The 22,686-nt window shown below is 70.8% G+C and carries 17 protein-coding genes and 1 tRNA gene; 7 read left to right on the top strand and 11 right to left on the bottom strand.

Translation table 11 applies throughout. The annotated features are described in order from the left end of the window. The first annotated feature begins 12 nt into the window (after window positions 1–12). A complete protein-coding gene (gene mfd, locus ACTWP9_RS22270) occupies window positions 13–3,600 on the top strand; it encodes a transcription-repair coupling factor (RefSeq protein WP_443247989.1) in 3,588 nt (1,195 codons plus the stop codon). On the opposite strand, the gene ACTWP9_RS22265 is transcribed toward mfd, so the two are convergent. Then, window positions 3,601–4,863, bottom strand: coding sequence for an FUSC family protein (locus tag ACTWP9_RS22265; protein WP_443247988.1), 1,263 nt, complete (start codon window positions 4,861–4,863; stop codon window positions 3,601–3,603). 252 nt (window positions 4,864–5,115) lie between these two features. Between ACTWP9_RS22265 and ACTWP9_RS22260 the strand changes: the two genes are divergently transcribed. Next, on the top strand, window positions 5,116–5,784 hold the full coding sequence (locus ACTWP9_RS22260) for a SurA N-terminal domain-containing protein (RefSeq protein WP_443247987.1): 669 nt from the start codon (window positions 5,116–5,118) through the stop codon (window positions 5,782–5,784). Window positions 5,785–5,829: 45 nt separating this feature from the next. After that, window positions 5,830–6,810 (top strand): nucleoside triphosphate pyrophosphohydrolase, encoded by a 981-nt coding sequence (locus tag ACTWP9_RS22255; RefSeq protein WP_443247986.1) that lies wholly within the window; start codon window positions 5,830–5,832, stop codon window positions 6,808–6,810. 14 nt (window positions 6,811–6,824) lie between these two features. Here ACTWP9_RS22255 and ACTWP9_RS22250 read toward each other — a convergent pair whose 3' ends face one another. From ACTWP9_RS22250 to ACTWP9_RS22220, 7 genes are all read right to left on the bottom strand, one after another. Continuing rightward, a complete protein-coding gene (locus tag ACTWP9_RS22250) occupies window positions 6,825–7,784 on the bottom strand; it encodes a Ppx/GppA phosphatase family protein (RefSeq protein WP_443248092.1) in 960 nt (319 codons plus the stop codon). 2 nt (window positions 7,785–7,786) lie between these two features. Then, window positions 7,787–8,326, bottom strand: a complete 540-nt coding sequence (locus tag ACTWP9_RS22245) for a DUF501 domain-containing protein (RefSeq protein ID WP_443247985.1) — start codon at window positions 8,324–8,326, stop codon at window positions 7,787–7,789. 55 nt (window positions 8,327–8,381) lie between these two features. Further along, complete coding sequence (locus ACTWP9_RS22240) at window positions 8,382–8,867, bottom strand: FtsB family cell division protein (RefSeq protein ID WP_443247984.1); 486 nt, start codon at window positions 8,865–8,867, stop codon at window positions 8,382–8,384. Window positions 8,868–8,977: 110 nt separating this feature from the next. After that, window positions 8,978–10,258 carry a phosphopyruvate hydratase gene (gene eno / locus ACTWP9_RS22235; protein ID WP_443247983.1) on the bottom strand — a complete coding sequence of 427 codons (1,281 nt, stop codon included), beginning with the start codon at window positions 10,256–10,258 and terminating at the stop codon, window positions 8,978–8,980. A gap of 143 nt (window positions 10,259–10,401) precedes the next feature. Beyond that, window positions 10,402–11,481: a transglycosylase family protein gene (locus ACTWP9_RS22230; RefSeq protein ID WP_443247982.1), complete on the bottom strand. Its 1,080-nt coding sequence runs from the start codon at window positions 11,479–11,481 to the stop codon at window positions 10,402–10,404. Between the two features lie 179 nt (window positions 11,482–11,660). Further along, on the bottom strand, window positions 11,661–12,935 hold the full coding sequence (locus ACTWP9_RS22225) for a cytochrome P450 family protein (protein WP_443248091.1): 1,275 nt from the start codon (window positions 12,933–12,935) through the stop codon (window positions 11,661–11,663). A gap of 82 nt (window positions 12,936–13,017) precedes the next feature. Then, window positions 13,018–13,677 carry a lysoplasmalogenase family protein gene (locus tag ACTWP9_RS22220; protein ID WP_443247981.1) on the bottom strand — a complete coding sequence of 220 codons (660 nt, stop codon included), beginning with the start codon at window positions 13,675–13,677 and terminating at the stop codon, window positions 13,018–13,020. 499 nt (window positions 13,678–14,176) lie between these two features. Between ACTWP9_RS22220 and ACTWP9_RS22215 the strand changes: the two genes are divergently transcribed. Both ACTWP9_RS22215 and ACTWP9_RS22210 read left to right on the top strand, forming a co-directional pair. Beyond that, window positions 14,177–15,625 carry an NAD(P)/FAD-dependent oxidoreductase gene (locus ACTWP9_RS22215; protein WP_443247980.1) on the top strand — a complete coding sequence of 483 codons (1,449 nt, stop codon included), beginning with the start codon at window positions 14,177–14,179 and terminating at the stop codon, window positions 15,623–15,625. Between the two features lie 205 nt (window positions 15,626–15,830). Beyond that, window positions 15,831–17,249, top strand: coding sequence for a class I SAM-dependent methyltransferase (locus tag ACTWP9_RS22210; RefSeq protein WP_443247979.1), 1,419 nt, complete (start codon window positions 15,831–15,833; stop codon window positions 17,247–17,249). A gap of 89 nt (window positions 17,250–17,338) precedes the next feature. Here ACTWP9_RS22210 and ACTWP9_RS22205 read toward each other — a convergent pair whose 3' ends face one another. Both ACTWP9_RS22205 and ACTWP9_RS22200 read right to left on the bottom strand, forming a co-directional pair. After that, on the bottom strand, window positions 17,339–19,876 hold the full coding sequence (locus ACTWP9_RS22205; RefSeq protein ID WP_443247978.1) for an ABC transporter permease: 2,538 nt from the start codon (window positions 19,874–19,876) through the stop codon (window positions 17,339–17,341). Between the two features lie 222 nt (window positions 19,877–20,098). Beyond that, a complete protein-coding gene (locus ACTWP9_RS22200; protein WP_443248090.1) occupies window positions 20,099–20,848 on the bottom strand; it encodes an ABC transporter ATP-binding protein in 750 nt (249 codons plus the stop codon). Between the two features lie 531 nt (window positions 20,849–21,379). On the opposite strand from ACTWP9_RS22200, the gene ACTWP9_RS22195 reads away from it, so the two are divergent. Continuing rightward, window positions 21,380–21,465, top strand: a tRNA-Leu gene (locus tag ACTWP9_RS22195). Window positions 21,466–21,616: 151 nt separating this feature from the next. On the opposite strand, the gene ACTWP9_RS22190 is transcribed toward ACTWP9_RS22195, so the two are convergent. Beyond that, entirely contained in the window at window positions 21,617–21,976 is a 360-nt protein-coding gene (locus ACTWP9_RS22190) for a hypothetical protein (RefSeq protein WP_443247977.1), read from the bottom strand. 195 nt (window positions 21,977–22,171) lie between these two features. On the opposite strand from ACTWP9_RS22190, the gene ACTWP9_RS22185 reads away from it, so the two are divergent. Further along, window positions 22,172–22,600 carry a VOC family protein gene (locus ACTWP9_RS22185; protein ID WP_443247976.1) on the top strand — a complete coding sequence of 143 codons (429 nt, stop codon included), beginning with the start codon at window positions 22,172–22,174 and terminating at the stop codon, window positions 22,598–22,600. The last annotated feature ends 86 nt before the right edge of the window (window positions 22,601–22,686 follow it).

Here is a 22,686-nt window from a genome sequence, read left to right as displayed (position 1 = left end):
AGCGAAGCCCTCATGAGCCTGCACGGTCTGCTCGACGCCGTCACCAAGGACCCCGCGCTGGAGGAGGCCGTCAAGGCCGCCGCCGACGGCAATCGGCACCACGTCGACATCGTCGGCCCGGCGGCGGCCCGCCCCTTCGCCGTCGCGGCGCTGGCCCGCTCGGCCGGACGGCCGGTGCTGGCGGTGACGGCGACCGGCCGGGAGGCGGAGGACCTGGGGGCTGCACTGCGCTCGCTCCTCCCGGAGGAGGGCATCGTCGAGTACCCGTCGTGGGAGACGCTGCCGCACGAGCGGCTCAGCCCGCGGTCCGACACGGTCGGCCGCCGCCTCGCCGTACTGCGCAGGCTGGCGCACCCGGACCCGTCGGACCCGGCGACCGGCCCGGTCTCGGTCGTCGTAGCGCCGATCCGATCGGTGCTCCAGCCGCAGGTCAAAGGGCTGGGCGAACTGGTGCCCGTATCGCTCAAGCAGGGGCAGAGCGCCGATCTGGAGGAGACGGTCGACGCGCTGTCGGCTGCCGCGTACGCGCGCGTGGAGCTGGTGGAGAAGCGCGGCGACTTCGCGGTACGCGGCGGCATCCTGGATGTCTTCCCGCCCACCGAGGAGCACCCGCTCCGGGTGGAGTTCTGGGGCGACGAGGTGGAGGAGATCCGCTACTTCAAGGTCGCCGACCAGCGCTCTCTCGAAATCGCGGAGCACGGCCTGTGGGCGCCGCCGTGCCGCGAGCTGCTGCTGACGGACGACGTCCGGCGGCGCGCGGCGGAGCTGGCCGAGGTCCACCCGGAGCTGCACGAACTGCTCGGCAAGATCGCCGAGGGGATCGCGGTGGAGGGTATGGAGTCCCTGGCGCCGGTGCTGGTGGACGAGATGGAGCTGCTGCTGGACGTACTGCCGGCGGGCAGCATGACCGTGGTGTGCGACCCGGAGCGGGTGCGTACCCGCGCCGCCGACCTGGTGGCGACCAGCCAGGAGTTCCTCCAGGCGTCCTGGGCGGCGACGGCCGGCGCGGGTGACGGGGATGGCGCCAAGGCCCCCATCGATGTGGGCGCGGCCTCGCTGCGCGGGATCGCCGAGGTCCGGGAGCACGCCCGCGAGCTCGGCATGATGTGGTGGTCCGTCAGCCAGTTCGCCGCGGACGCGGAGGCCGAGGGCGACGGGGACACCCTCCAGCTCGGCCTGCACGCCCCCGAGTCGTACCGCGGTGACACGGCCCGCGCGCTCGCCGACACCAAGGGCTGGCTGGCCGAGGGCTGGCGGTGCGTGTACGTCACCGAGGCGCACGGTCCCGCAGCCCGCACCGTCGAGGTGCTCGGCGGGGAGGGCGTGCCCGCGCGGCTGGGGGCACCTCCCGGACGAAGCCTGGGGGAAGGGCCCGAGCTGGCGCTGGACCCCTCACTGGTGCACGTGGCGTGCGGCTCCCTCGACAACGGTTTCGTCGCCCCCGGCCTCAAGCTGGCGGTGCTGACGGAGACCGATCTGTCGGGCCAGAAGGCGGCGGGCAAGGACGGCACCCGGATGCCGGCGCGCCGCCGTAAGCAGATCGACCCGCTCACGCTCCAGCCGGGCGACTACATCGTGCACGAGCAGCACGGCGTGGGCCGCTACATCGAGATGGTGCAGCGCACGGTGCAGGGCGCCACCCGTGAGTATCTGCTGGTGGAGTACGCGCCCGCCAAGCGCGGCCAGCCCGGCGACCGGCTGTTCGTGCCCACGGACCAGCTGGAGCAGATCACCAAGTACGTGGGGGGCGAGCAGCCCACCCTGCACCGGCTGGGCGGCGCCGACTGGACGAAGACCAAGGCGCGGGCCAAGAAGGCGGTCAAGGAGATCGCCGCCGACCTGATCAAGCTCTACAGCGCGCGGATGGCCGCGCCGGGGCACGCGTTCGGCGCGGACAGCCCATGGCAGCGGGAGCTGGAGGACGCGTTCCCGTACGTGGAGACGCCGGACCAGCTCACCACCATCGGCGAGGTCAAGGAGGACATGGAGAAGTCGGTTCCGATGGACCGGCTGATCTGCGGGGATGTCGGCTACGGCAAGACGGAGATCGCCGTGCGGGCCGCGTTCAAGGCGGTGCAGGACGGCAAGCAGGTGGCCGTCCTGGTGCCGACGACGCTGCTGGTGCAGCAGCACTTCTCCACGTTCACCGAGCGGTACGGCCAGTTCCCCGTCAACGTCCGGGCGCTGTCCCGGTTCCAGTCGGACACCGAGGCGCGGGCCACGCTGGACGGGCTGCGGGAAGGCACCGTCGACATCGTCATCGGCACCCACCGGCTCTTCTCCTCGGAGACGAAGTTCAAGGAGCTGGGCCTGGTCATCGTCGACGAGGAGCAGCGGTTCGGCGTCGAGCACAAGGAACAGCTGAAGAAGCTGCGCGCCAACGTGGACGTACTGACGATGTCCGCGACGCCGATTCCCCGGACGCTGGAGATGGCCGTCACCGGCATCCGCGAGATGTCCACCATCACCACGCCGCCGGAGGAGCGGCACCCGGTGCTCACCTTCGTCGGCCCGTTCGAGGAGAAGCAGATCGGCGCGGCGATCCGCCGTGAGCTGCTGCGCGAGGGGCAGGTCTTCTACATCCACAACCGGGTCGAGTCCATCGACCGCGCCGCGGCGCGGCTGCGGCAGATCGTGCCGGAGGCCCGGATCGCCACCGCGCACGGGCAGATGAGCGAGCAGGCGCTGGAGCAGGTGGTGGTCGACTTCTGGGAGAAGAAGTTCGACGTGCTCGTCTCCACGACGATCGTGGAGAACGGCATCGACATCTCCAACGCCAACACCCTTGTCGTCGAGCGCGGCGACACCTTCGGGCTCAGCCAGCTCCACCAGCTGCGCGGCCGGGTCGGGCGGGGCCGCGACCGCGGTTACGCCTACTTCCTCTACCCGCCGGAGAAGCCGCTGACGGAGACCGCGCACGAGCGGCTGGCCACCATCGCCCAGCACACCGAGATGGGCGCCGGTATGTATGTGGCGATGAAGGACCTGGAGATCCGCGGCGCGGGCAATCTGCTCGGCGGCGAGCAGTCCGGACACATCGCCGGGGTCGGCTTCGACCTGTACGTACGGATGGTCGGCGAGGCGGTCGCCGACTACCGCGCGGCCCTGGAGGCCGGGGAGGCGGGCCCGGTGGAGGAGGCGCCGCTGGAGGTCAAGATCGAGCTGCCGGTCGACGCGCACGTCCCGCACGACTACGCGCCGGGCGAGCGGCTGCGGCTCCAGGCGTACCGGTCGATCGCCTCCGCCAACACGGAGGAGGACATCGCCGCCGTACGGGAGGAACTGACCGACCGCTACGGACCGCTGCCCGAGCCGGTGGAGAACCTGCTGCTGGTCGCCGGACTGCGGATGCTGGCCCGCTCCGCGGGGGTCACCGATATCACCCTCCAGGGCAACAACATCCGTTTCGGCCCCGTCGAGCTGCGGGAGTCCCAGGAGCTCCGCCTCAAGCGCCTCTACCCGGGCTCCGTCATCAAGCAGGCCACCCGCCAGGTGCTGGTCCCCCGTCCCAAGCCCACCAAGATGGGCGCCAAGCCCGTCTCGGGCCGCGAACTCCTCGCGTGGGTGGGGGAGTTCCTGGCCACGGTGCCGGGGGCCTAGTCAGCGTTCCTCCTCCCACTCCAGTTCGCGCTCCTCCTCCTGCTCGCGTTGGCGGGCGCGTTCCCGGTTGCGGAGCTGGCGGATGCGGCGGAGGACGGGGTTCTTCTCGCGCTGCTCGCGGGACTGGCGGTCCAGCTCCTCCCACAGGCGCTCGGAGCGCTTCTCCACGTCCAGCTCGTCGAGGAGCCGGTCGGCCTCGGCGAGCAGGGCGCCGTGCAGCTGCCACTGCCGGGGATGCTCGCGGACCTTGTCGAGGAGCTGGAAGGCGACGGTGTCCCGGCTGGCGCGGCTGGCCTCCAGCTCCCGGACGAGCCGGTCCTCGGCCTCCTCCGCGTTGGCGCTGACCGGCGTGGTGATCAGCACGGCGAACGCCTCGACCGCGGCGGACATGTGGATGTACAGCTCCCGCATGCTGGTGGCGATCTCCTCGCTGAACAGCGGCTCGTCCAGACGCTTCTTGGCCAGGTCGGTCACCGTCCGGGCCGTCGTACGCAGCACGACGGCGCAGATCTCCAGGGCGTCCAGCCCGGTGCGCATCACGACGCGGGAGAGCAGGCCCTCGCGGACGCGCGGGTTGAGCCGCAGGCTGTCCTCGGCGCGCCGCAGCTCGACGTCGACCTCCACGATGTCGTGGTCGAGCTGGCGTGCCTGGTGCAGCCGTTCGGCGGCCTGGCTGACCGGGGTGAAGCCGCACACGTCCTCGCCGAGGCCCACCAGCAGCCGCCGCATCCGGCCCGCGAGGTCGATGACCGCCTCCCCGGCGGGCTGCACCCATACGGGTGGGACGAACAGCACGTTGAAGCCCAGCCCGACGATCGCGCCGATCAGTGTCTCCAGAATCCGGTCCCAGGCCATCTGTGCCACCTGGTTCTGGGTCACGCCCAGCACCAGCATGGCGCTGATCGCCGTCTCGGGGACGAACTCGCCGGCCTTCACGAAGCGGCCGACGATCAGCGCCATGAGGATGACCACCCCCAGGCTCCACCAGCTCAGCCCTACCAGTGCGCTGAAGCCGCTGGCCAGCAGCACGCCGGCGACCACGGAGTTGACGCGGCGCATGCCTGTCCGCAGCGTCGTGTAGAGGGTCACCTGGGTGACCAGCAGCGCGGTCAGCGGCGCGGTCAGCGGCGCGGGCTCGGTGCTGAGCTCGAGGGCGACGGCGTAACTGATCACGGCGGCGATGGTCGACCGGGCCGTCTGGGCGACCACGGGCTCCCGGTGCCGCCGCACCAGGTTCAGCAGTGGGTCGGTGACTTCGCGCACCCTGCGTCCCTCCCCGCTTTCCCTCCCGTTGCCACAGGCAGAGCGCCGTCGGGGTGACACCGGGCCGCCGGGTGCGCACCCGGTGCGGGGTCGACCGGCCGACGAGTGCGCGGAGGAGAGCTACCCAACCGCTTCCGAATCGTTGGTCGATTTGATGTCGAACCGGTGGTCATGGACCCGTTCGACTCCCTACCATCGATCACCGCCGGGTCGCGCGAGGACGCGTGACCGTAGCCGCCGCCGGGAGGCCCCATGGAAAGCCGTCACCGCAGGTCCGCGCTCACCCTTTCCGCCGTCGCGGCGCTCGTCGCCGCGGCACCGCTGCTCACCGCGTGCGGTGACGACGCGCACCCCGGCGCGGCAGCGCTGGTGAAGGGCGACCGGATCAGCATGGCGCAGCTCCAGTCCCGGGTCGGGGCTGTGCGGGACGCGCAGCGCGAGGCGCCCCAGGGCGAGCAGATGATCAAGCAGAGCGGCAAGCTGACCCGGTCCACGCTGGACGGCATGATCCGCGAGCGCATCGTCGAACAGGCGGCCGACGAAGCGGGGGTGGGCGTCAGCCGCCGCGAGGTCCAGCGCATCCGCGGGCAGCTCGAAACGCAGGCGGGCGGCAGCAAGCAGCTGGAGTCGATGCTGCTGCGGCAGCAGAGCGTCGCGCCCCGCGACATCGACGACCGCATCCGTATGCAGCTCCTCGTCGAGAAGATCGCCAAGGCCAAGGGCATCGACCCGACGTCCCCGCAGGGGAACCAGCAGCTCACCACGGAGCTGGCCAAGGTCTCCAAGAGCATGAAGATCAATGTGAACCCGCGGTACGGCAGGTGGGACACGGGCCGCTCCACGCTCACCGGGGCGAAGACCCCATGGCTGCGCGATCTGACCGGCGAGGCGGCGGACCGGGCCCAGGCCCAGCAGCTGTAGCCCCTGTCGGAGAAAGTCCCCGGCAAAACGCAGTACGTTCGTAGGGTGAACGAGATCCCCGAGACCGGCCGTGTCGTCCTGCTGACCACCACCCACCGGGTGGCGCCCGGACTGCTGTCCTGGCCCGCCTGGGAGGCGCTGCGCACCGCCGACCGCGTGCTGTGCGCGGACCCGGCCCACCCGCAACTGCCGTATGTACGCGACGCCGGCATCAAGGCCGAGGAAGGCGTCGAGCTGGACGCGCGGGCCCTGGTGGAGGAGTGCGCACAAGGCGGTGGCCGCTCGGTCGTGGTGCTGGCCACCGCCGAGGGCGAGCCCGCGCTCACCGAAGGGCTGGCCCGGCTGGCGGGCTCCGGCCGCCTGGCCATGCCCGAACTGGAGCTGCTGCCCGGCTCCTACGACCTGCCGGGCGCCCGGCTGCTGGACGCCGTACAGGTCATGGACCGGATCCGCCGCGAGTGCCCGTGGAGCGCCCTGCGCACCCACAAGGACCTGCTCAAGTACGGCGTCGAGGAGGTCTACGAACTCATCGACGCCATCGAGCGCGGCGACCGCGCAGAGCTGCGCGAGGAGCTCGGCGATGTACTGCTCCAGGTCGTCTTCCACGCCCGTATCGCCCAGGACGACCCCGACGAGCCGTTCGGCATCGACGATGTGGCCGCAACCCTGGTGGAGAAGCTGGTGCACCGCCACCCGCATGTGTTCGGCGACGACGTCGCCGAGACCGCGGCCGAGGTCGAGACGCACTGGCGGCGCCGTAAGGCCCTGGAGAAGAATGAGCGGGTCTCGGTGACCGAGGGCATTCCGCTGGGCCAGCCCGCACTCTCGCTCGCCGCCAAGCTCGCGGGCCGCGCCCGCACGGCGGGCCTCGCAGCGCCGGAGGGCGCCGGCAGAGGGGTGGGCTACGCCCTGCTGGCCCTGGCCGCGGAGGCCGAGCGGGAGGGCGTCGACCCGGAGTCGGCGTTGCGGGCTGCCGCCCGCGAGTACCGCGACCTGATCCGGGAGAGGGAGCAGCGGACGGAGTAGCCGGGCCCTGGCACCTACGAAGGCGACTCGCTCGCCGCGTGGAACGCGATGCCGTCCAAGATGTCGTGTTCGCTGACCACGACCTCCTCGGCGCCGATCCGCTCCATGATCGTCAGCAGCACGAGGGCACCCGCGTTGATGACGTCGACGCGGCCCGGGTGCATGACCGGGATGGCGGCGCGCTCGTCGTGCGTTGCGGTCAGCAGCCGGTCGGTGAGCTCGCGGACCCCCGGCAGCGGGATGCGGGTGTGGTGGATGCGGGACGAGTCGTAGGCGTCCAGGTCCAGGGCGATACCGCCCAAGGTGGTGACGGTGCCCGCCAGGCCGACCAGGGTGCGGGCCCGCTCCAGCGGCACGGTGCGGGCCACCTCGTCCAGCGCAGCGTCCACATCGGCGCGGACCGCCTCGACCTGCGCCCGGGCCGGGGTCTCGGTGAGCACGCCGTCCACCGTGAAGTGACGCTCCATCAGCCGGACGCAGCCGATGTCCACACTGCGGGCCGCCTCGACGCGCTCGGCACCCAGCACGAACTCCGTTGAGCCGCCGCCGATGTCCACCACCAGATAAGGCGGTGCGAACGTGCCCTCAGCCAGCTCCTTGGTGGCTCCCGTGAACGAGAAGTCCGCCTCCTGGCCGCCGGTGATCACCTCCGGCTCGACGCCGAGGATGTCCAGCACGCCGCGGACGAACTCGTCCCGGTTCTCCGCATCCCGGGAAGCGGAGGTGGCGACGAACCGGGTCCGCTCGGGCGGTACGCCGAACTCGGCGATGACATCGGCGTACCGGCGGCATGCCGCGAACGTCCGCTCCAGCGCCTCGGGCGCCAGCCGCCCGGTGCGGTCCACGCCCTGCCCCAGCCGGACGATCTCCATCCGGCGGTCCAGGTCCGTCAGCGCGCCCGTCTGCGGGTCGAGGTCCGCCACCAGCAGGCGGATTGAGTTGGTGCCGCAGTCGATCGCGGCCACGCGGCTCATCGTCATGCCCGACCGTCCTCGCTCTCCTCCGGCACCGTCACACACGGGCCCTTGCGCCACCACTCGGGCAGCATCGCCAGCGCCTCGTCGCCCAGCGGATTGACGCCGGGGCCCGCGACCAGCGAGTGCGCCACCAGTACATGCAGGCACTTCACCCGGTCGGGCATCCCGCCCGCGCTGGGGAAGCCGACCAGCTCCTCGATGGCGTCGCGGCGTGCCAGATAGTCCTCGTGCGCAGCGCGGTAGGCGTCGGCCAGCTCCACGTCCTCGCGGAGCCGCGCCGTCATCTCCTTCATCACACCGTCCGCCTCCAGCGTCCCGATGGCGGAGGCGGCGCGTGGGCACGTCAGGTAGTACGTGGTGGGGAACGGCGTACCGTCCTCCAGCCGGGGCGCGGTCTCGACCACGTCGGGCAGTGAGCAGGGGCAGCGGTGGGCGATGGCGCGCAGCCCGCGCGGCGGGCGGCCGAGCTGCTCCTTGAAGGCCGCGATGTCCGCGTCGGTGGGCGGAGTCGGCTCGGTCCGGGGCGGTGGGGTGTCCATGGGTGAGGGTGCTCGTCGCTTCGTCTCGTCGAGGGAGGGTGTGGCCCGGGGCAGTTCACTCGGCCTGGCCGGCCTGGTCAGCGCTGTCCACACCGTCCCACATGTTCTGGTACCAGGCCCGGTCGGCGGGCCCGTGCTCGCGGGGGCGGCGTACCTCGGCCGTGCCGTCCCGCATGGTGTAACCGGTCTCGCCGGGCCGTACGAAGTGCAGATGCGCGCGTGCCTGCCGCTCCACGTACGCGGGATCACGCCAGCGGGCCCGCTGCTCGCGCAGCCGCTTCACCTCGGCCCGCGCCTGCTCGGCCTGCCGCCGCTGGTCGGCGATCTCGGTGCGCTGGGTGACGTACTGCCGGGTCGGATACGCGAGCGCCACGACGAGGGAGCACAGTACGAGCGCCAACAGCGCGGCCCGGCCGGTGAGCCGCCCCTTGCGCGGGGTGCGTACTTTCCGCCCCTGTGCGCGGTAGACCCGCTCGGCGGCCTGGGCGCCGAGGGCGCGCAGGCGCGTCGCGGTGGAGAAACGGTCCCGGTCCGCTCCCATACCTCTCCCCTGCGGGTGCTACCCGTGGTGCCGTACCCCCTCGACCACGAGGTGGTACGGCACCGTGGGTCGGCCGACTGCTCAGCGTCCGATACTCGGCGTTCCGATACTCAGCGCTTGTAGCGCGGGAACGCCGAACGGCCGGCGTAGACGGCCGCGTCGTCCAGGATCTCCTCGATACGCAGCAGCTGGTTGTACTTCGCGACGCGCTCCGAACGTGCCGGGGCACCCGACTTGATCTGACCGCAGTTGACCGCGACGGCCAGGTCGGCGATCGTCACGTCCTCGGTCTCGCCCGAGCGGTGCGACATCATGCACTTGAAGCCGTTCCGCTGCGCCAGCTCGACCGCGTCCAGCGTCTCGGTCAGGGAACCGATCTGGTTGACCTTGACGAGCAGCGCGTTGGCCGCGCCCTCCTCGATACCGCGGGCCAGCCGCTCGGGGTTGGTGACGAACAGGTCGTCGCCCACCAGCTGCACCTTGTCGCCGAGCTTGTCGGTGATGGTCTTCCAGCCCGCCCAGTCGTCCTCGAACAGCGGGTCCTCGATGGAGACCAGCGGGTAGTCGGCGACGAGCTGCTCGTAGTACTCGGTCATCTCGGCGGCCGAGCGCTTCTGGCCCTCGAACGCGTAGACACCTTCCTCGTAGAACTCGGAGGCGGCCACGTCCAGTGCCAGCGCGATGTCCTGGCCCGCGTTGTAACCGGCCTTCTGGATGGCCTCGATGATCAGATCGAGGGCCTCGCGGTTCGAGCCCAGGTTGGGCGCGAAGCCGCCCTCGTCACCCAGCCCGGTGGCCAGGCCGCGGTCCTTGAGCACGCCCTTGAGCGCGTGGTACACCTCGGCGCCCCAGCGCAGCGCCTCGGAGAACGACTCCGCGCCGATCGGCGCGATCATGAACTCCTGGATGTCGACGTTCGAGTCCGCATGCGAGCCGCCGTTGAGGATGTTCATCATCGGCACCGGCAGCTGGTGCGCGTTCGGGCCGCCGAGGTAGCGGAACAGCGGCAGGTCGGACGCCTCGGAAGCGGCGTGTGCGACGGCGAGCGAGACACCGAGGATGGCGTTGGCACCCAGCGACGACTTGTCGGCGGTGGCGTCCAGGTCGAACATCGCCTGGTCGATCAGGCGCTGCTCGGTGGCGTCGTAGCCGACCAGCTCCGGGCCGATCTGCTCGATGACGGCGAGGACGGCCTTCTCGACGCCCTTCCCGTTGTAGCGCGCGGCGTCACCGTCGCGCAGTTCGAGCGCCTCGAAGGCGCCGGTCGAGGCGCCGGACGGTACGGCAGCACGGCCGGTGCTGCCGTCGTCGAGGCCGACCTCGACCTCGACGGTGGGGTTGCCTCGCGAGTCGAGGATCTCGCGGGCTACGACGACGTCGATGGACGGCACGAGGTTTCTCCTTCGTCTGGGACGACTTTCTCCGCCCAGAGCCTAACCGTCCCACCCAGCCCACCCACGCGGCTGTCCCATTTCCTCCCCGGGTGTCCCACCCGGGGCCCTCGTCCCGCGCCGCCGACGGCGGGCAACAGGGGTCAGAACTTCAGGTGCTGACCCGGGCGGAGGAGGTCGGGGTCGTCGCCGATCGCCTCGCGGTTCCGCTCGTAGAGCTCGGCCCAGCCGCCCGCGACGTTCTGCTCCGCAGCGATCCCGGAGAGGGAGTCCCCGGCCCGGACGGTGACCCGGTGCTTGCCGCCGCCCTCGCGGGAGTGATCGCGGTCCTTGCCGCGCGAGGCGCGGTCGTCGTCTGCGGGGCGCCCACGGTGCTTGCCCTTGCCGGACTTTCCTGGCTTGTCGGGCTTCTCGGCCTGCTCGGGCTTCCCGGCCTCCTCGGACGGGGACTGCAGCCGGTCCGGGCCGCCCGGCCCCAGGCCGGACCAGCCGGAGGAGCCCGAGTCGGCGGATTCGTCGTCGGACGGGCCGGAGTCGGGCGAGCCGTCGTCGGACGGCTTCGACGGCTGCGGCGGCTTGGAAGCCCCGCCCTCCGGCGCGTCGGACTCCTCGTCCGACGGCGACGGGCTCGCGCTGTCGTCCGGCGTCGGTTTCGCGTCCGGCGAGCCCTTGCCGGGCTTGTTGGGCTTGTCCGGCTTATCGGTCTCATCGGGCTTGCCGGAACCATCCGGCTTACCGGATTCGCCGGCATCGTCGGAGGGGGTCTCGGACGGCGTCTCGGAGGGAGTCTCCGACGGCGTCTCGGGCGGCGCCGGTTCCGCTTCCTGCGGTTCGTCGTCGTCCAGACCCGGTACCTCGACCTCAAGGCCGTCCGAGCACTGCGGGAAAGCGTGCGGGCCCTCGGCCTCGAGGATCTTCTCGCCGACGGCTATCTGCTGGCTGCGGCTGGCCAGGTCCGGCCGCTCGGCGTACATCGTGCCGCCGTAGTACTTCCAGGTGTCCAGGTCCAACTGGAGCCCGCCGTAGTACCCGTTGGAGTCGTTGGCGCTCCAGACCCCGCCGCTCTCGCAGTCGGCGACGCGGTCCCAGACGCCGGCGTCGGCGGCCTGGGCGCCGGTGGCGCCGAGCAGCGGAATGGCGATCCCGGCACCTGTGACCCCGGCGGTGACGAGCAGAGCGGGGGCTTGGCGGGGGCGGCGATGCCGACCGTTCCCGGAGCGCATGGTTGACCTCTCGTAAGCGGACAAGCGGGACGACTACCGAAGTCGGTGAGGATAGTCGATGACCGAAGTCGGTGACCGAACGTAGCTGCGAACGCCGACAGTCACAAGCCAATGTCGTCCACATCACGCCGCGATCACATAAGTGACGCCCCATCACATCGCCCGCACATCTCCCGCCCTCAGCTGTCGGCCGCGGTGAACTCCACCGGCAGGGTCCGCAGTCCGCGCATGATCAGTCCGCCGCGCCACCGCAGCTCGGCGGGGTCGGCGGCCAGCCGCAGATCGGGGAGCCGGCGCAGCAGCGCGGCCAGCGCGGTCTGCCCTTCCAGCCGGGCCAGCGGTGCGCCGAGACAGTAGTGGATGCCGTGCCCGTATCCGAGGTGCTGGTTGTCCTGCCGGGTGAGGTCCAGGGTGTCGGGCGCCGAGAACTTCTCCGGATCGCGGTCGGCCGCCGCGAGGACGACCAGCACCGGCTCGCCCTCCCGCACCCGCTGCCCGCCGATCGTCAGCTCGCGGGTGGCGAAGCGCCAGGTGGCCAGTTCGACGGGGCCGTCGTAGCGCAGCAGTTCCTCGACGGCACCGGCCAGCAGCCCCTCGTCCCCGTCGGCGACCGCGCGCTGGAGGACGGCCCGCTGCCCGGGGTGGCGCAGCAGCGCGTACGTACCGTTCCCGATCAGGTTGACGGTCGTCTCGAACCCGGCGAACAGCAGGATGAACGCCATCGCGGCGGCCTCGTTCTCGGTGAGGTGCTCGCCGTGGTCGGAGGCGCGGATGAGCCCGGAGATCAGATCGCCCGACGTCAGCTCTTCGCCGCCCTCGGCACCGGCCGGTTCCGCACCTGCCAGTTCGGCGCGCTTGCGGTGGATCAGCTCAGCGAGGTAGCCGCGCATCCGCTTGACCGCGCGCCCCACGCCGCCGCGCGGGCTGCCGGGCTGATGGAGCATCATGCCCGCCCAGGTGCGGAAGTCCTCCTGGTCCTCACGCGGTACGCCGAGCATCTCGCAAATTGCGTAGATCGGCAGCGGAAAGGCGTACTCGTGGATCAGATCGGCCTCGCCCCGCGTCGCGAAGGAATCGATGAGACCGTCCGCGAGTTCCCGTACCCGGGGCGCGAAGGCGGCGACCCGGCGCGGGGTGAACGCCTTGGAGACCAGCCGGCGCAGCCGGGTGTGGTCCGGCGGGTCGATATTGAGCAGATGCGTCATCAGGTTCGCGCTGCGCTCGCCCGGAATGCCGACCTTGCCCTTGCCGTGTGCGCCCTGTTCGCCGTGATGGTGCGGGTTCTTGCTCAGCCGCGGGTCGGCGAGCGCCTGCCGCGCGTCGGCGTACCGGGTCACCAGCCACGCCTCCACCCCGCTGGGCAGCCGCGTCTTGCGTACGGGCGCGTGCTCGCGGAGCCAGGCGTACGCGGGATAGGGGTCCGCCGCGAACCGCCAGTCGAAGAGCGGCGGCATGGGCGGCGCGGACGCGGGCGCGGAGCTGGGGTCGTTCGGGGCGTGCACGTCCACGACGGTAGGCGCTGACCGCGGGTCGCGCTCAGGCCGGTGCGGGGGACGGTGCGCGCTCCAGCCAGCCCGTCGTGATGAGGTACTGGCCCAGCAGATACCCCGCCATGATCAGCACTTCCTGGGAGGGGAACTCGTGCCCCGCCGCCTGGAGCCCGATCAGCGCGTCGGAGGCGATGAACGCCAGCGCGCCGGTGGCGACTTTGCCGCCGACGCCGAGCGCCGCGGCACCCATCGCCGCGAGCGCGAGGCTGTAGCCCGCCACCGGGAGGCGCAGCCGCCGCTCCAGCGTGGGGGCGAGCACCGCGTTGACGGCCCCCCATGCGGCGAACGCGGCGGCGGCGCGCTTCGGGCGGGCGCGCAGCCCTCGTACGGCACCGAGCTGCGCCGTCATCCCCGCCGTGTAGCTGACCTGGGTGCCGAGGAAGGCGGCCATACCGGTCAGCAGCGCACGATGGTGGCGGTCCCAGAGCAGTGCGGTGTCGCCGGCGGTGGCACAGGCGAGCCCGGCCAGCAACGCTGCGGGCGGGCGTCCAGGCTGTGCGGAGCGCCGGGCGTGCGCCGCGAGTGCGGGCATGAGGAAGGGCTTCGCCGCGCGTGCCGGGCCTCTCGGGGCCTTCGCGGTGGCGTACAGGTCCGCGGCGGCCAGCGCGGCGAACGTTCCGAGGGTCTTCCCCTTGCTGATCGCCATCCGGGCAGTGTTACTGCCGAGTAGAGCGCCGTCAACCCTGCGAAGGGACGCCGGTGAGGGGCGTCGGCGAGGGGGCGGCAAGCTCTCACTTGAGCAGAGCATCTCTCTGCTGATAGGTGTTGGAGGGGCCTCACGAGGGCCCGTGAGCGCTGCGTCGGACGAGTTTCGTGAATTGTTTCACATGAGAAAGTGCCCGGTGAGCCAAGGTTTTTGGGTTAGAAGGCAGGGTTCCGGATGTGCCCTCGCCGCAACGGGCACCCGCCGTCCGGTCAGCAGGACATGAGCGGCTTCGCCACCGTCGCGTGGTCTACCCGATGCTCCGCTGATACCCGCAGCTCAAAAGCTCCAGCAACGCCGCACGCCGCCCGGTGGTTCCCCGTACGCCTCATGAAAAGTGTGTGGGCTCGATCACGGGGCGGCGCAGTGTAGCAGAGGGTGCGCCCTTGCTTGTGAAGGCCCTCACGAAGTGACCCCCACAGGTGGGTGGATACTCGATTTCATGAGCACCACGGAGCGTCCCCGAATCCTCGTAGTGGGCGGCGGGTACGTCGGTCTGTACGCAGCGCGGCGCATCCTGAAGAAGATGCGCTACGGCGAGGCGACCGTCACGGTCGTCGACCCGCGGTCGTACATGACGTACCAGCCCTTCCTCCCTGAAGCTGCCGCCGGCAGCATCTCACCCCGCCACGTCGTGGTCCCCCTGCGACGCGTGCTCCCCAAGGCTGAGGTTCTCACCGGCCGCGTCACCTCCATCGACCAGGACCGCAAGGTCGCCCACGTTGCGCCGCTGGTCGGCGACGCGTACGAGCTGCCCTTCGACTACCTGGTGATCGCGATGGGCGCGGTCTCCCGTACCTTCCCGGTTCCCGGTCTCGCCGAGAACGGCATCGGTATGAAGGGTGTGGAAGAGGCGATCGGCCTGCGCAACCACGTCCTCGAGCAGCTCGACAAGGCGGACTCCACGCAGGACGAGGAGGCCCGCCGCAAGGCCCTCACCTTCGTCTTCATCGGTGGCGGCTTCGCCGGTGCCGAGACCATCGGCGAGGTCGAGGACATGGCGCGTGATGCCGCCAAGTACTACCCCAACGTCAGGCGCGAGGACATGCGGTTCGTCCTCGTCGACGCGGCCCCCGGGATCCTTCCCGAGGTCGGCCCGAAGCTGGGCGAGTGGGGCCTCGAACACCTCAAGAAGCGCGGCGTGGAGGTCTATCTGAACACCTCCATGGAGTCCTGCGTGGACGGCCATGTGGTGCTCAAGAACGGGCTGGAGGTCGACTCCAGCACCATCGTGTGGACCGCGGGCGTCAAGCCCAACCCGGTGCTCTCCCGCTTCGGCCTGCCCCTCGGCCCCAAGGGCCACGTGGACGTGGACGCCGGCATGCAGGTCAAGGGCGTGGACTACGCCTGGGCCGCAGGCGACAACGCGCAGGTTCCGGACCTGGCCGCCGGCAAGGAGGGCGCGTTCTGCCCGCCCAACGCGCAGCACGCGCTGCGCCAGGCCAAGGTGCTCGGGGACAACGTCATCTCCGGGATGCGCGGCTTCCCGCAGGGCAAGTACAAGCACGCGAACAAGGGCGCCGTCGCCGGGCTCGGTCTGCACAAGGGCGTCGCGATGATCGTCTTCGGCAAGACCAAGATCAAGCTGCGTGGCCGGCTGGCCTGGTACTTCCACCGTGCCTACCACGGCATGGCCGTACCGACCTGGAACCGCAAGATCCGGGTCTTCGCCGACTGGACGCTGGGGATGTTCCTCAAGCGCGAGGTCGTCTCGCTGGGTGCCATGGAGCACCCGCGCGGCGAGTTCTACGAGGCGGCGGCGCCGGTGTCCGCGGCCGCGCTCGGCAAGTCGGAGGCGTCCGCGCCCACCGACACCAGCAAGGCCACCGCCGACAGCCGGGCCGACAGCCCGGTGGACGGCAAGAGCGAGAAGGCAACTGCCTCCTCCTGACCTGATGACCCGCAGGCCGGCCCGCAGCAGGGCCGGCCGTAGGGACCCCGAGAGGGGCGTGCGCCATCCGTGGGGCGCACGCCCCTCTCGTCGTATTTCGTCATACCGAATCGACCGTTCCGTTGGGCACAGTGGGCATACACCCAGCCCTGCACACGTTATGTGTACGGGGAATCCACCCCTTCCTGACACGGAGGTGTGCTCAATGGCCGGTGACGCCCAACGGATTGTCGCGCTCGCGGAGCAGCTGCTGGGGAACCCGCTCCCGGTCAGGGTGCGGGCGTGGGACCACAGCGAGGCGGGGCCGCCCGGGGCCCCCGTACTGGTCGTACGCAGCCGTCGGGCACTGCGCCGGGTGCTGTGGCGGCCGGGAGAACTGGGGCTGGCGCGGGCCTGGGTCGCCGGGGAGCTCGATGTCGAGGGCGATCTGTACCAGGCGCTCGACCTGCTGGCCGGACTGCTCTGGGAGCGGGACGAGCGACCCGCAGCCGCGGCCGGATCGGACAACACCCCTGCGATCGGCCCGGGTTGGGCACGTGGCGCGCTGTCGCTGGCCCGGGACCCGGCAGCCCGGCAGGCCGCCACCGAGCTGCTGCGGCTGGCAGGGCCCGGGCTGCCGCCCCCGCCGCCCGCGGAGGAGGCCCGGAGCCGCACCGGGCTGCGCCACACTCTCGGCCGCGACCGCAAGGCCATCAGCCACCACTACGACGTCGGCAACGACTTCTACGAGCTGGTGCTGGGCCCCAGCATGGTCTACTCCTGCGCCTACTGGCAGCCGGGCGCTTCCCCCACCCTGGAGGACGCCCAGCGCGACAAGCTCGACCTGATCTGCCGCAAGCTCGCACTGCGCGAGGGCCAGCGGCTGCTGGACGTCGGCGGCGGCTGGGGCTCCCTCGTGCTGCACGCGGCGCGCGAATACGGAGTACGCGCCGTCGCTGTCACCCTCTCCCGCGAACAGGCCGCCTACGGCCGCAAGCGGATCGCCGAGGAGGGACTGGCGGACCGCGTGGAGATCCGCGTACAGGACTACCGCGAGATCGCAAAGGAACAGGCGGCGCGAAGCGCCTCGGACAGGGGCGGTGGTCGGGCGACGGGTGGGCCGTATGACGCCATTTCGTCGGTCGGCATGGCCGAGCACGTCGGCGGGGCGCGCTACCGCGAGTACGCCGACAATCTGAACGCCCTCCTGAAGCCCGGCGGGCGGTTGCTGAACCACCAGATCGCGCGACGGCCGGTCGCCGACGAAGAGTCGTACGAGGTGGACCCGTTCATCGACGCCTACGTCTTTCCCGACGGGGAACTCGCACCCCTCGGGCGCACCGTGGGGATGCTGGAGCAGGCGGGCTTCGAGGTGCGGGACGTCGAGTCGCTGCGCGAGCACTACGCGCTGACGCTGCGCGCCTGGGTCCGCAATCTGGAAGCCGACTTCGCGCGGGCCGCGCGGCTGACCACGCCGGGCCGCGCGCGGGTCTGGCGCCTCTACATGGCGGCTTCCGCTTTGGCGTTCGAGCGCAACCGCATCGGCGTCAACCAGGTGCTCGCCGTGAAGACTCCCGAGTCCGGCGCCTCGGGGCTGCCCTTGCGGACCCGCCGGTGGACGGCGGACGGGGACGCGCTCCCCTGAGAAACGGATAGGGGTGGAGCAGGGGCCAGACCAACCCCTGCCCCACCCCGGTCGGTGGGGTCCGGGGCCCCGCGAAGGGGCCCCGGCGCTCACTCCGTCTTGATGGCGGCCAGCATGTTGAGCCGGGCCGCCCGGCGTGCGGGCCACAGCGCGGCGAGTACGCCCACCAGCGCGGCCAGCCCGAGGAAGATACCCATCCGCCCCCAGGGCAGGACGAGCGAGTAGGTCCCCAGCGAGCTGGCGATCAGCTCACCGGCGGCCCAGCCGAAGAAGACGCCGAGGCCGATCCCGAGCACCCCGCCGAAGAGCGAGATGACCAGCGACTCCAGCCGCACCATCCGCTTGACCCCACGCCGGTCGAGACCGATGGCGCGCAGCATCCCGATCTCCTGGCCGCGCTCGAAGACCGACATGGCGAGCGTGTTGATCACGCCGAGCACGGCGACGATGACGGCCATCGCGAGCAGCCCGTACAGCATGTTCAGCATGATGTTGATCATCTGAGCGATGCCCTCGGAGATGTCCTTCTTGTCCTCGACCTTGACGGCGGGGTTGTCCCCGAGCTGCTTTTCGAGGGACTTCTTGACCTCGGCCGTCGCGCCGTCCTTGGTCTTGGCCAGGACCTGCATGTCCGCGACCTTCGCCATGTGCGGGGTCACGGCCTTGTTGTCGACGAGGATCCCCTTGATCAGCTCGTTGCCCTTGTAGACCCCGGCGACCGAGAGCCGGCCCTTCTTGCCGTCGCGGTACGTCACCTCGAACCGGGAGCCGGGCTTCCAGCCCTGCTGCTTGGCCGTGTTGGTGTCCACGACGACCTGCTTGCCGCCGGCGATGCCGGACCAGCCGCCCTTGGTGAAGTCGAGCGAGGTGAGCTGGGCGATGGTGGAGCCGTTGACGCCGGTCAGATACTCCGGTTCGCCGTCGATGTCGGCCCAGGTGTTGCGCAGCGGCGAGGTGGCGGCGACCTCGTCCGACCGGGCCAGCTTCTTCTCCACCGTGGGGGAGAGGGGGGTGAAGTTGGCCATGGAGATGGTGTAGTCGGCCTTCAGCGAGTCCGACGCCATCTTTTCGATGGCTTGCTGCACGCCGCTGGCGATGACCGTCAGACCGGTGATCAGGGTCAGGCCGACCATCAGCGCGGAGGCGGTGGCGGCCGTGCGGCGCGGGTTGCGTACCGCGTTCTGGCGGGCAAGCTTGCCGCTGACGTTGAAGAGCCGCAGCACCGGGGCCGCAGCCGCGATCAGTGGGCGGGACAGCAGCGGGGTGAGGACGAACACGCCGATCAGCAGCAGCCCGGCGCCCGCCCCCATGGGGGCCTTGCCTCCGTCCTCCATCTTGGTCGCCATCAGCACCAGCACCGCACCGGCGGCGGACAGCAGCGCACCGATGATGTTGCGGACGATCAGCGAGCGGGTCGTCGCCGGGGCATGGACGCTGCCCATCGCCGCGACCGGCGGGATCTTGGCCGCGCGCCGGGCCGGCAGCCAGGCCGCCAGTACGGTGATGACGACGCCGACGAACAGCGAGATGACGACCGTGTTCGGCTCGATCACCAGCGGTCCGTCGGGCATGGTGCCCATGCTGCCGACGAGGGAGCGCAGTCCCACCGCGATGCCGACGCCGGCGGCCATCCCGGTCAGCCCCGCGACGACGCCCACGGCCAGCGCCTCGATGAGCACCGAACGGGTGACCTGGCGGCGGCTGGCACCCACCGCGCGCAGCAGCGCCAGCTCCTTGGTGCGCTGGGCGACCAGCATGGTGAAGGTGTTGGCGATGATGAAGATGCCGACGAACAGCGAGATCCCGGCGAAGGCCAGCAGGCTGGTCTTCATGCCGGACATGCCGTTCTCGATCTGCTTGGACTCGTCGTCGGCGAGCTTCTTGCCGGTGACGGCCTCGGCGTCGGAGGGCAGGATCTTCTCGGCCCGCTGCTTGAGCGCGGTCTGCGAGACGCCCGGCTCGGCCTTGAGCTGGATGTCGGTGTACTCACCGGGCTTGGCGAACAGCTTCTGCGCGGTGGCGTTGTCGAACAGCACGAGAGAGCCGCCGGCGGCGACGTTGCCGTCGTCGGTGGTGTAGATGCCGGTGACCTTCTCGTTGCGTACCGGACCGTTCACCGACATGCGGACGGTGTCGCCGACCTTGTAGCCGGTGCGCTCCGCGGTCTTGGCGTCCAGCGCGATCTGGCCCGGGGCGCGCGGCGCGGCGCCGTCCTTCATCGGGTAGCGCGGGTCGGAGCTCTTGCCGTCCCGGCCGGCGTAGTAGTTGGCGCCCTCGGTGGAGAAGCCGTCACCGACGAGCTTGCCGTTCTTGTCGGAGAGGGCGGCGAAGCCGGAGACGACACCGGTCGCGGACTTGGCGCCGGGCAGCTTGCCGGCCCGGTCGAGGGTGCGCTGGCTCAACGGCGAGACGGTGCCCCGGCCTTCGGGGGAGTCGCTTTTGTCCTGGCGTATGGAGACGTCGACGTTCGCGTAGCCCTTTTCGGAGCTCTTCTGGAAGGCGTCGGAGATGGTCGAGGTGAAGACCAGGGTGCCGGAGACGAAGGCCACGCCGAGCAGCACGGCGAGCATGGTCATCAGCAGCCGGGCCTTGTGCGCGAAGACGTTGCGCAAGGCTGTTCGGAGCATGAGGAAGTCCTGGAAGGTCCTTCTGCGAGAGGCGAGAAGCCGGCTGCGGGAGGCCGGCCGCGGAAGCGTGTACGGCGCGCCGAAGCGTGTACGGCGCGAACCGGATGCGGCGCGTACGCGTGTACGGCGCGGAAGCGTGTACGGCGTGAGAGCACATACGGCGGACGGCGCCGGGCGGACTGGCGCCGCAAGGCGCGGGAGTTCGGAGCTGGCCCGCTCGGCTCAGCTCGTCCGGGCCTTGGCGTCGAAGGACTTCATCCGCTCCAGCACGCTGTCGGCCGTCGGGCCGGCCATGTCGTCGACGATGCGGCCGTCGGCGAGGAAGACGACCCGGTCCGCGTAGGCGGCGGCCACCGGGTCGTGGGTGACCATGACGACGGTCTGGCCCAGTTCGCGTACGGAGTTGCGGAGGAAGCCGAGCACCTCGGCGCCGGCGCGGGAGTCGAGGTTGCCGGTCGGCTCGTCCCCGAAGATGATCTCCGGTCGGGAGGCGAGCGCCCGAGCCACGGCGACCCGCTGCTGCTGACCGCCGGAGAGCTGGTTGGGCCGGTGCTTGAGCCGGTCGGCGAGGCCGACGGTCTGGATGACGCGGTCCAGCCACGCCTTGTCCGGCTTACGGCCCGCGATATCCATCGGCAGCGTGATGTTCTCCAGGCCGTTGAGCGTGGGCAGCAGGTTGAACGCCTGGAAGATGAAGCCGATGCGGTCGCGCCGCAGTTGGGTCAGCTTCTTGTCCTTGAGGGCGGTCAGTTCGGTGTCACCGATGCGGGCGCTGCCGCTGGAGATCGAGTCGAGCCCCGCCATGCAGTGCATCAGCGTGGACTTGCCGGAGCCCGAGGGGCCCATGATCGCGGTGAACTCGGCCTGCCGGAACTCGACCGATATCCGGTCGAGCGCTACCACCTTGGTCTCGCCCTGGCCGTAGACCTTGGACAGGTCCGTGGCACGCGCCGCGGCGACGCCGGTGCTCATACGGTCGGCGGGGGCTCCGGGGTACGGGCCGCCCGCGGTGTGGTGCTGACGGGTGCTGGTCGTCACGGCGCGGTGCTCCTGTCGGACGTTGGTCTGGTGAAAGACGGAACTTTCCATGTGCCTCCATCGTTCCGTCGGATCCGCGCTGCTGGATCAGCCCCGGCTCTTGTTTCCGGGGCAGCCTTCGGAGGGAGTTGCGGCCCCACGGTCATCCTTGGGTATGACGGCCGACCCTGAGACGGAGGAGCGAGCCGTCCCGGCAATAGCCAGGGGCATATGACCCTGGTGGACTTGGGTCGCGAACTCCCGTGACTGAACGGCGACTTTCCGTCATTCCTGGCGAGCCGGGCGCGGAGGGGAGACCGCTGCGAAGTGGTGCATGTGACACTGATGGGCCGTCAGTTGCCAATAAAATAAGACAACATCGGTCTGTCGATCCGCTGTTCGGGGGATGACCCTGGATAGGCTCGTCCCGCGCCCTGGGGAGGGCCGTCTGCGCCCGGCGGCGTACGACGCGGTCCAGGAGCCGGTGCCCGGATGGTGGAATGCAGACACGACGAGCTTAAACCTCGTTGGCCCTAAGGGCCGTGCCGGTTCAAGTCCGGCTCCGGGCACCAACCGGCCGAACGCCGATCTGTTGGAGCCACCCCCGCCGTACGGAATCCGCATCTCGCACGTACGGGATCCGCATCGCCCACGTACGGAATCCGCAGCAGAGAAGTTCGCAAACGCTCGTCCGGAATCCGCGGCGAGGAGCTCGGCGTGCGTTCAGCGGGTCTCCAGACGGAGCCGGAGCTGCTTCTCCTGGTCGCCGGCGACCTCCAGCACCTCCACCACGCCGAACGCTTCCAGCAGTACGCGGTGCAACCGCTCGACCGCCTGCGGGGAGCCCTGCAGCTCCGCCGTCACCTGCGCGCCGAGCGTCACGGCCTCCGGGCGCCCGCTGTCGCGTGAGACGTCGAACCGGGACAGCCATACGTTGGCCTTGCGGCCCTCGGGTTGCAGCTCCGTCCAGTCCGAGGGGAACAGTGCGCTCAGCACCCGGAAGACCGCCTCGGCGTCCTCGCAGGCACAGCCGCTGAGCTCCACGGATACTTCCATCTCCCCTTCGGACATCTCCGCCGTCATGTGCGGGCCTCCCTTTCTCGCGAATTCGCTCCAGGGCCCAATATCGGCCCGCAGGTACCCGTTCGGCGTGACCCCAACCGGCGATTCGCGCCCCCGGTGCGGCGCGCGTGCCGAGGCAACCGTGCCGGTGCGATGAAGAAGGGTGCGATGGATGGTCCGTATCCGAAGGTCCGCAACCACTCCCAGGAGGTACCCATGGCCGCCACCCGAACGCTCGGAGCCGTCACCGTCAGTCTGCCCGTCGCCGAGCGCATGACCTCGTACACCTTCTACCGGGACGGGCTGGGCCTGGAGGCCGTCGGAAAGCTGGCCGAGGACGGGGTGCCCGAGCCGCTGCGGTTCATCGTCAACGACGGGCTGCGGCTGATGCTCATCCCCACCGGCGGTTTCGACTGGGTCACCGGCGACCACACCGTCGCGGAGCCCGGTCAGAGCGAGTGTGTCCTCGCGGTGCCGGTCGCCGAGGAGAGCGACGTGGACGAGATGATCGCCCGCGCCGTCCGTGCCGGTGCCCGGACGATCAGCGAACCGGCACACCAGCCCTGGGGCTATTCGGGCGCCTTCGCCGACCCGGACGGCCACATCTGGCTGGTCCAGGCCGGGGCAGCGGGCGAGGGCCACTGAGGCGGGCGGGGCGGGAGAGGGATCCTGGGCCGGGTGCCGCCGTCGGAAATCCGGTTGAGCGGGTCAGCGCCCGCTGTCACGGTCAA

This window comes from Streptomyces sp. 3N207 (assembly GCF_052246355.1).
In the GTDB taxonomy this organism is placed as follows: Bacteria; Actinomycetota; Actinomycetes; order Streptomycetales; family Streptomycetaceae; genus Streptomyces.
This window is presented reverse-complemented; position numbering and strand designations above follow the sequence as displayed.

Excerpts from the sequence above, each read along its gene's own strand:
- mfd (WP_443247989.1), top strand. The coding sequence starts at position 13 with ATGAGCCTGCACGGTCTGCTCGACGCCGTCACCAAGGACCCCGCGCTG.
- ACTWP9_RS22260 (WP_443247987.1), top strand. The coding sequence starts at position 5,116 with ATGGAAAGCCGTCACCGCAGGTCCGCGCTCACCCTTTCCGCCGTCGCG.
- ACTWP9_RS22250 (WP_443248092.1), bottom strand. The coding sequence starts at position 7,784 with ATGAGCCGCGTGGCCGCGATCGACTGCGGCACCAACTCAATCCGCCTG.
- ACTWP9_RS22245 (WP_443247985.1), bottom strand. The coding sequence starts at position 8,326 with ATGGACACCCCACCGCCCCGGACCGAGCCGACTCCGCCCACCGACGCG.
- ACTWP9_RS22240 (WP_443247984.1), bottom strand. The coding sequence starts at position 8,867 with ATGGGAGCGGACCGGGACCGTTTCTCCACCGCGACGCGCCTGCGCGCC.
- ACTWP9_RS22230 (WP_443247982.1), bottom strand. The coding sequence starts at position 11,481 with ATGCGCTCCGGGAACGGTCGGCATCGCCGCCCCCGCCAAGCCCCCGCT.
- ACTWP9_RS22225 (WP_443248091.1), bottom strand. The coding sequence starts at position 12,935 with ATGCCGCCGCTCTTCGACTGGCGGTTCGCGGCGGACCCCTATCCCGCG.
- ACTWP9_RS22220 (WP_443247981.1), bottom strand. The coding sequence starts at position 13,677 with ATGGCGATCAGCAAGGGGAAGACCCTCGGAACGTTCGCCGCGCTGGCC.
- ACTWP9_RS22215 (WP_443247980.1), top strand. The coding sequence starts at position 14,177 with ATGAGCACCACGGAGCGTCCCCGAATCCTCGTAGTGGGCGGCGGGTAC.
- ACTWP9_RS22210 (WP_443247979.1), top strand. The coding sequence starts at position 15,831 with ATGGCCGGTGACGCCCAACGGATTGTCGCGCTCGCGGAGCAGCTGCTG.
- ACTWP9_RS22205 (WP_443247978.1), bottom strand. The coding sequence starts at position 19,876 with ATGCTCCGAACAGCCTTGCGCAACGTCTTCGCGCACAAGGCCCGGCTG.
- ACTWP9_RS22200 (WP_443248090.1), bottom strand. The coding sequence starts at position 20,848 with ATGAGCACCGGCGTCGCCGCGGCGCGTGCCACGGACCTGTCCAAGGTC.
- ACTWP9_RS22190 (WP_443247977.1), bottom strand. The coding sequence starts at position 21,976 with ATGACGGCGGAGATGTCCGAAGGGGAGATGGAAGTATCCGTGGAGCTC.
- ACTWP9_RS22185 (WP_443247976.1), top strand. The coding sequence starts at position 22,172 with ATGGCCGCCACCCGAACGCTCGGAGCCGTCACCGTCAGTCTGCCCGTC.